General features: G+C 67.1%; 5 protein-coding genes. 3 read left to right on the top strand and 2 right to left on the bottom strand.

The window, feature by feature from the left end; genetic code table 11:
* The first annotated feature begins 257 nt into the window (after positions 1–257).
* From QZY03_RS24930 to QZY03_RS24920, 3 genes are read left to right on the top strand one after another with little or no spacing between them, the layout of a single operon-like run.
* On the top strand, positions 258–2,843 hold the full coding sequence (locus QZY03_RS24930) for a circularly permuted type 2 ATP-grasp protein (RefSeq protein ID WP_295585633.1): 2,586 nt from the start codon (positions 258–260) through the stop codon (positions 2,841–2,843).
* Between the two features lie 10 nt (positions 2,844–2,853).
* On the top strand, positions 2,854–3,732 hold the full coding sequence (locus tag QZY03_RS24925) for a transglutaminase family protein (RefSeq protein ID WP_295585635.1): 879 nt from the start codon (positions 2,854–2,856) through the stop codon (positions 3,730–3,732).
* Positions 3,733–3,786: 54 nt separating this feature from the next.
* Entirely contained in the window at positions 3,787–4,944 is a 1,158-nt protein-coding gene (locus tag QZY03_RS24920; RefSeq protein WP_295585631.1) for an ATP-binding protein, read from the top strand.
* 34 nt (positions 4,945–4,978) lie between these two features.
* On the opposite strand, the gene QZY03_RS24915 is transcribed toward QZY03_RS24920, so the two are convergent.
* Complete coding sequence (locus QZY03_RS24915; protein WP_295585628.1) at positions 4,979–5,833, bottom strand: DNA ligase; 855 nt, start codon at positions 5,831–5,833, stop codon at positions 4,979–4,981.
* A 119-nt stretch (positions 5,834–5,952) separates the two neighbouring features.
* The gene (truD, locus tag QZY03_RS24910; RefSeq protein WP_295585626.1) at positions 5,953–6,993 is read right to left on the bottom strand and encodes a tRNA pseudouridine(13) synthase TruD; all 1,041 of its coding nucleotides are present in this window, start codon (positions 6,991–6,993) and stop codon (positions 5,953–5,955) included.
* Positions 6,994–7,487: the final 494 nt, after the last annotated feature.

The raw sequence follows: 7,487 nt of genomic DNA, 5'->3' as shown, positions 1-7,487 counted from the left end.
GCGGCACCGCATCGCGGCGGGACGCCGCTCCCACGGGAGACAGTCATCGCTGCATCACCGGGGCGACAAACCGGGGAGCAGATCCAGACCAGCCCGCGCGTAAGGTGATTTCCGGGAAGGGATCTACCGAGCACGAATCGCTCCCTCGCAATAACAAACGCGGCTGATCCAACCTTGCGCCTTGTCACCCCCGCCTTCGCCGTGTCTAATCGACCCCTAAGTGACACGTCAAGAGTCCACGTCAAGAGTCCCCGTCCATGCCTCTTCCCAATGCCGCAGAAGTCCTGGCCAGCCCTGGACTGGTCGATGATTACCTGCCGCTCCCCAACTGCTTCGATGAGATGCGGCCGGGCGCGGGCGAGGTGCGCCCGCAGTGGCGCTACCTGCTCGACGCCTTGCGCACCCTGGGTCCCGCGGGCATCGAGGAGCGCTACCGCGAAGCGGCACGGATGTTTCGCGACAACGGGGTCACCTATAACCTGAACGGCGACACCAAGGGCATGTCCCGGCCCTGGGAACTGGATTTACTGCCGCTGCTGATCCGCAGCGAGGAATGGGCGGTGCTGGAGCGCGGCCTGATGCAGCGCGCCGAGTTGTTTAACCTGATCCTGCTGGACCTCTACGGCCCGCGCGAACTGATCAAGCGCGGCCTGCTGCCGGCCGAGCTGATCGACGGCTATCCCGAGTACCTGTTCCCCTGTCACGGCATCGAGGTCGCCGGCCGGCGCCCGCTCGTCCACTATGCCGCCGATCTGACCCGCACGCCGGACGGCGAGTGGCGGGTGATTGGCGACCGCGCCCAGAGCCCGCTCGGCGCCGGCTATGCCCTGGAGAACCGGGTGGTGCTCTCGCGGGTCATCCCCAGCCTGTTCCGCGACTCGCACGTGCACCGGCTGGCCGGATTCTTCCGCACCATGCGCCGCACCCTCACCCGGCTCGCCCCGGGGCGGGACGGCCACACGCGGGTGGTGGTGCTCACCCCCGGCCCGCAGAGCGAGGCCTATTTCGAGCACGCCTATCTGGCGAACTACCTGGGGTATACCCTGGTGCAGGGCGGGGATCTGTCGGTGCGCGACGGCGCGCTCTGGCTCCGCACCCTGGGGCGCCTGGAGCGCATCGATGCCGTCCTGCGCCGCATCAACAGCAGCGACAGCGATCCCCTGGAGTTGCGCGAGGACTCCTACCTGGGCGTACCCGGTCTGGTACAGGCGGTGCGTGCCGGCAATCTGGTGGTCGCCAACGCGCTCGGCAGCGGGGTGCTGGAGCATCCGGGCCTGATGGCCTTCCTGCCGGGGCTGTGCCGCCACCTGATGGGTGAGGACCTGCACCTGCGCGACATCCCCACCTGGTGGTGCGGTGATCCGCAGGCGCGCACCTATGTGCTGGCCAACCTGAATGAACTGGTGGTCAAACTGGCCGGCAAGCCCCCCGGCCGGCGCTGTGTCTTCCCGGCCGAGATGGATGCCGCGGCGCGCGCCGCCCTGATCCACGCGATCCAGGCCGCCCCGCACCGCTATGTGGCCCAGGAGCGCGTCACCCCCTCCACCGCCCCGACCCTGATCGGTCAACACCTGGAGCCGCGTCCGATCACGCTGCGCACCTTCCTGTGCGCCGAGGATGACGGCTACGCGGTCATGCCCGGCGGGCTCGGACGGGTCGCGCTCGGCACCGGCGGCGCCGCCCTGGTCAGCAACCAATTGGGCGGAATCGGCAAGGATGCCTGGGTGCTCGCCTCGGAACCGGAGCTCCAGGAGACGCTGCTGATCAGCGGAGAACCGCAGAGTCCGACCGTGACCCAGGAAAGCGAGGTCTCCAGTCGGGTCGCCGACAACCTGTTCTGGATCGGTCGCTACGCGGAGCGGGCCGAGGGCCTGGTGCGGCTGTTGCGCATGACCATCTTCAAGCTGTCCGAACGGGCCGATCTGGTGACCGCCAAGCCGGGCACCTATTTCATGCGGTCACTGCTCGAGGCCCTGACGCATCAGACCCAGGCGTTCCCCGGTTTCATCGGCGCCGGCGCGGAAGCCCGGCTGCGCAGCCCGCTGCCCGAACTGCTCTCGCTGATCGCCGATCCGGCGCGGCTGGGCGGCTTGCCCCAGACGCTGCAGGCCCTGGGGTTGGCCGCGTTCTCGGTGCGTGAGCGCCTCTCGGTGGACACCTGGCGCATCGTCAGCGACATCGAGGCGCGGCTGCACGCCCTGACCGGCAACCCGCCGACTCAGCCGTCACAGGCGCTGGATGAACTCGACCCGCTGGTGACCTCGCTGGTCGCCTTCTCCGGTCTGACGCAAGAGAATATGACCCACAACGAGGGCTGGCATTTCCTGGAGACGGGACGCCGGCTGGAGCGCGGCGCGGCCCTGGCCGGACTGCTGCGCTCGACCCTGACCCCGCTGAACTCCGAACTGGATGAAGCGACCCTGATCGAAGCCGTACTCGGGGTCACGGACAGCACCATCACCTACCGCCGCCGCTATCGCGCCGGCACCCGTGTCGGCGCCTTGCTCGATCTGGTGCTGCAGGATGAAGGCAACCCGCGTGCCTTGGCCTATCAGTTGATCGCGCTGGAAAAGCTGGTCACCGAGATGCCCAAGGGCGAGTTGGCGGTGGGGCGCACACCGGCGCAGAAACTGGTGATGAAGTGCCTGACCGGGGTGCGTCTGGCCGAGATCGACACCCTGGCGCAAGCCGACCCGGCCACCCATCGGCGCATCATCCTGGAGCGCGTGCTCAAGGACCTGGAGTCCGACCTGGCGGCGATCTCAGACGCCTTGACCGGGCAGTATTTCCGCCACGAGGAACAACCCCACAGCCTGCTGCGGCGGGTCGGGGTGGTGAAGTGAGGGACGCATGATGAAGTACCGCATCAGCCACCAGACCCGCTATCAGTACGCGGAGCCCGTGTCGCTCTGTCATAGCGTCGTCCACCTCAAACCCCGCCAAGGCCCCTATCAGCGCTGTCTGTTGAGCCAACTGCGGGTCGACCCCTGGCCGGCGGTCAACCGCGAGCACGAGGACTTCTTTGGTAACCGGGTAAACTATTTCTCGATCCAGCAGCCGCACGAGGCCCTGGAAGTCACCGCGGTCAGTGAAGTCGAGGTGATGAGACCCAACATCCCGGACCTGTCACGCACCCCCGCCTGGGAGCGGGTGCGTGACCTGCTGGGCGATCGGGAACACCCCAGGCTGGCGACCAAACAGGTCTACACCCTGCCCTCGCCGCAGATCCCCCTGGACGCCGCCGCGCGCGCCTTCGCCGCCGACTCGTTCACCCCCGGCCGGCCGCTCCTGGAGGCCACCTGCGACCTCATGGCACGGATCTACACTGAATTCGCCTATGACCCCCATTTCACCACCATCGCCACCCCGATCGCCGAGGTCATGGAGCATCGGCGCGGGGTCTGCCAGGACTTCGCCCATATCGCCATCGCCGGCCTGCGCGGTCTGGGGCTTGCCGCCCGCTATGTCAGCGGCTATCTCGAAACGCTGCCGCCCCCCGGCCAGGCCAAACTCCAGGGCTCAGACGCATCGCATGCCTGGTTCGCCGTGCTGGTCCCCGAACTGGGCTGGGTCGATTTCGACCCCACCAACAACCTGATTCCCGGCGAGCAGCACATCACCACCGCGCTCGGCCGTGACTTCCACGACGTGACCCCCATGCGCGGGATCTTCTACGGCGGCGGCTCGCATGAGCTGACGGTGGCGGTGGATGTGAATCGGGTGGAGGGTTGACAGCCCGAGCAGCACCCGATACAACCATGCAAATCAGTAATAGGATTGATCGAAATGCATGGTTACCTTCCCCGCCGCGCCGAAGCAGCGCTGCAGCGCGCCCTGTCACGCGCCCCGGCGGCAGTCATCCTGGGCCCCCGGCAGTGCGGCAAGTCCACCCTGGCCCGGCATATTCTGGCGCCCTTGGATGCCGTCTATCTGGACCTTCAGGACCGCACCGATCGCGCCCGCCTGACCGAACCCGAGATCTTCCTGGAGCATCACCGCGCCGGCCTGGTGTGCCTGGACGAAATCCAGTTGCTCCCTGAGTTTTTCTCCGCCCTGCGCTCCGAGATCGACCGCGACCGTCGCCCCGGACGCTTTTTGATTCTGGGCTCCGCCTCGCGTGATCTGATTCGCCAAGCGAACGAGACTCTGGCCGGCCGCGTCGCCCAACTGGAACTGACACCCTTCCTGCTGACCGAGGTCGCGACCCGCACGGACTGGAAGACGCTGTGGGTCCGCGGTGGTTTCCCGGACAGCCTGATGGCGCGTGACGAGCGCGACAGCGTCGATTGGCGCCAGGACTTCATCCGCACCTTCCTGGAGCGGGATATTCCGGCCCTAGGGCTCGATCTACCCCTGCCGCTGATGGAGCGACTGTGGCGACTGCTCGCCCACTACCAAGGGCAAACCGTGAATTACAGCAAACTGGCGGGGGTCATGGACCTGTCGGTTCCGACCCTCAAGCGCTATCTGGGCGTGCTGGAGCAGACCTACATGGTTCGCTTGCTGGCCCCCTTCGACGCCAATCTCAAGAAGCGTCTGGTGCGTTCACCCAAGATCTATCTGCGCGACAGCGGCGTCCTGCACGCGCTCCTGGAGATTGTGGACTTCGATCACCTCCTGGCTCACCCTCAGGTGGGTGAGTCTTGGGAGGGCTTCGTCATCGAGCAGCTGCTGGCGGTCATGCCGCGCTGGCGGCCGGCTTTCCTGCGCACCGGCAACGGCGCCGAGGTCGATCTGGTCATGGAGCGGGGTCAGGAGCGGCTGATCTTCGAAATCAAGCTCTCGAAGGCACCCCAACCATCCCGAGGCTTCCACACCCTGGTCGCCGAACTGCAAGCGGATGCCGCCACCGTCATCGCCCCGGTCGACACTCCCTACGAGTGGCGCCGCGGAATCTGGGTCATGGATCTAGCGGCTGCCATCGACCGTTGGGGGGAGGCATAAAGCGCAATGGAACGCGCTAATGGACTCGTTTCGCTTATTCCTGAATGGTTCCTTGAGGAAGCTCGCGCACCCGCAGAAAGCTCGCAAACCGTGGCAGCCCCTGCTCGGTCCGCCCGTGGAACTGATAGGTCACCAGACTGCCGAGCGGCGGCGGGTCGCGGCGCTGGGCATCGCTGAAACCGGTGCCGATGCGAAACCGGCACCCGTCCGTGTCCTCCAGCAGCAGGGCGCCGAGCATCCCGGCGTATTTGCCCTCACCGGGAAGATGGCCGATGACCTGTGCCTCCGCGTCCTCGTAGGGCTTGACCTTGAGCAAGTCGGCCGAGCGCACACCGCGGTAGCGACTGGAATCGCGATGCAGCATCAGCCCCTCGCCGCCGTCCCGGACCACGGCCGCGAGCCGGGCCATCAAGGCCGCGTGGTCGGCCACCCGCGACTGCTCGACGACGGTCAGATAGGGGCTTGGGCACTCGGCGAGCAGGGCGCGTAAGGCGCTCAGCCGACGGCCGAACGGGTCCGGTGAAGTCGGCAGATCGAAGACCATGTAACGCACCTTGGCCCAGGCATCCGCGTCCGGCTCCAGCCGACGCACGGTGCCGGACAGGGTCTCGAAACCACCACGCCCCAGCCACAGCTCCCCGTCCAAAGGCACCGCGGGAAACCCGGCGGTAAACCAGTCCGGTGCCGCGATCCGGTGACCGGCACGGGTGATCAGATGCTGACCGTCCCAATAGGCGCGCACCCCGTCGAGCTTCTCGCTGACCCAGTAGTCAGACAGGTCGATGCCCGGCGTGTAGACCTCGGCGAGCATCAGCTCCGGTTTGGCGGTCTGCGTCTGGTCCGCCGGGGCGGGGCCGTTCGTCCCTGGGACCACGATCGGCGCGTCCATGCCGCCGGATGCCGCGGGGTCTTGGGCGAATGCGCCGACGGCAACGGCAAGTGCGAGCGGGACCGCGGACCACCTGGCGCGGCGCCTGAACCGGCCCGGTTCAGAGCGAAAACAGGCGCTCACAAGTCACCGCCCTGCGTCCACTCCAGCAGTTCACGCAAGACCGCGGTCGCATAAGCCCCGGCAGGGAGTTGGAAGGTCAGCTCGCAACCGTTCTCGGCCTGAACCCACGCGAGATCCGGCACCGGCAGCCGCAGCGCGCGCCGCTCCTGCTCCAGGCCGAAGCGGGCCAGGCCCGCGGACCAGCCGGGAAGGCCGGCGACAACCGCCTCTTCCAGCGTGCGCACCGCGCCGCCGGTGGGCGGATCGCCGCGGCCCCACAGCGGGCCGGTGGGGTGGAGATCCAGACGGACGCAGCGTTCAATCAAGGTCGCGTCGATGGCCTCGGCCGGAAAAAACGAGTGGCTGCCCGCCAGGTTGAGACAGTCACCCGGCAGCGGCTGATCCCAATCGCCGCGCTGAACACGCTCGGCCAACACGTCATTGAAAATCTGCGAACGGGCGGCGGAGAGCCAGAGACCCTGTTGATGACGGGAAGGACGGCGGATGGCACCGTGGAACAGGGCATCGGCGCGGGCCAGATTGGCACCATCGCGGCCAAAGCGCTGTTCACCAAAGTAGTTGGGGACGCCCTTGAGGCGGATCGCCGCACCGCGGTCGGCAAGCTGATCCCGGTCGACCGCCCACTCGCGCACCAGGATACGGAAGCGATTGCCGGCCAGGCTGCCGCGACGCAGCTTACGGCGGTGCGCATGGACCGCCAGGACCTCGATCCCCTCGGCGGCCAGCACCGACCAGTCGGGGTCCCGATCACGCGGGCGCGGCAGGGAGAACCACTGGCTGGTGACCGCCCGCCGATCTTTAAGCCCGGCATAGCCCAAGTCCTGCTGCGCGATCCCGGCGACCTCGGCCAACCGCCGCGCCGCCCATTCGGTGTTGGTGTCAGTCTTGCGCACCCACAACAGCAGGTGATCGCCCTCGCCGTCCGGAGCAAAGCCGAGTTGCTCATCCACCACGAAATCCGTCGGCTCGACCCGCAACCGGCCGCTGCCCAACGCCAGACCATGGGCGCGCGGCAGTTGGTGAAAGGGTGTTCTCATTGATAGATCCTCATCGGCACCGAACACGATAACTGATGGCTAACGGCCATGGAAGGGAAATCAGCCGCCCCGGAAGATGAATGTCCCCCGTGGGAGCGGCGTCCCGCCGCGATGCGGTGCCGCGGTGATCTGCAACTACGCGCCCGGCCCCATCGCGGCGGGACGCCGCTCCCACAGGGTCGCTGCGCGACTTTCACGGTAAAGCCTCGACCGGTGCGCGACGCCTTGGTACCGGCCGGGACGATGATCACGGCCGTATTCCGGCCACGAGATCAATGTAGGATGCGGTGAGGCACAGACACTGGTGGCGAATTCACCGGTCCCCTCGGGCAGGCTGATGGAGCGTTGGACAGCCCGTAGCCCGTAGGTTGGGGTGAGGAACGAACCCCAACATCCCGGCCGCCGATCGTTGGGGTTCGTTCCTCACCCCAACCTACCGGGCTTCGATAATCAACACCGGATTGAGCAGCGTATCGACTTCCGCGTCCTCGAAT

It is taken from the genome of uncultured Lamprocystis sp. (assembly GCF_903933125.1).
In the GTDB taxonomy this organism is placed as follows: Bacteria; Pseudomonadota; Gammaproteobacteria; order Chromatiales; family Chromatiaceae; genus Thiodictyon.
The sequence above is the reverse complement of the archived record's forward strand: the minus strand, read 5'-3'. Positions and strand labels throughout refer to the sequence as shown.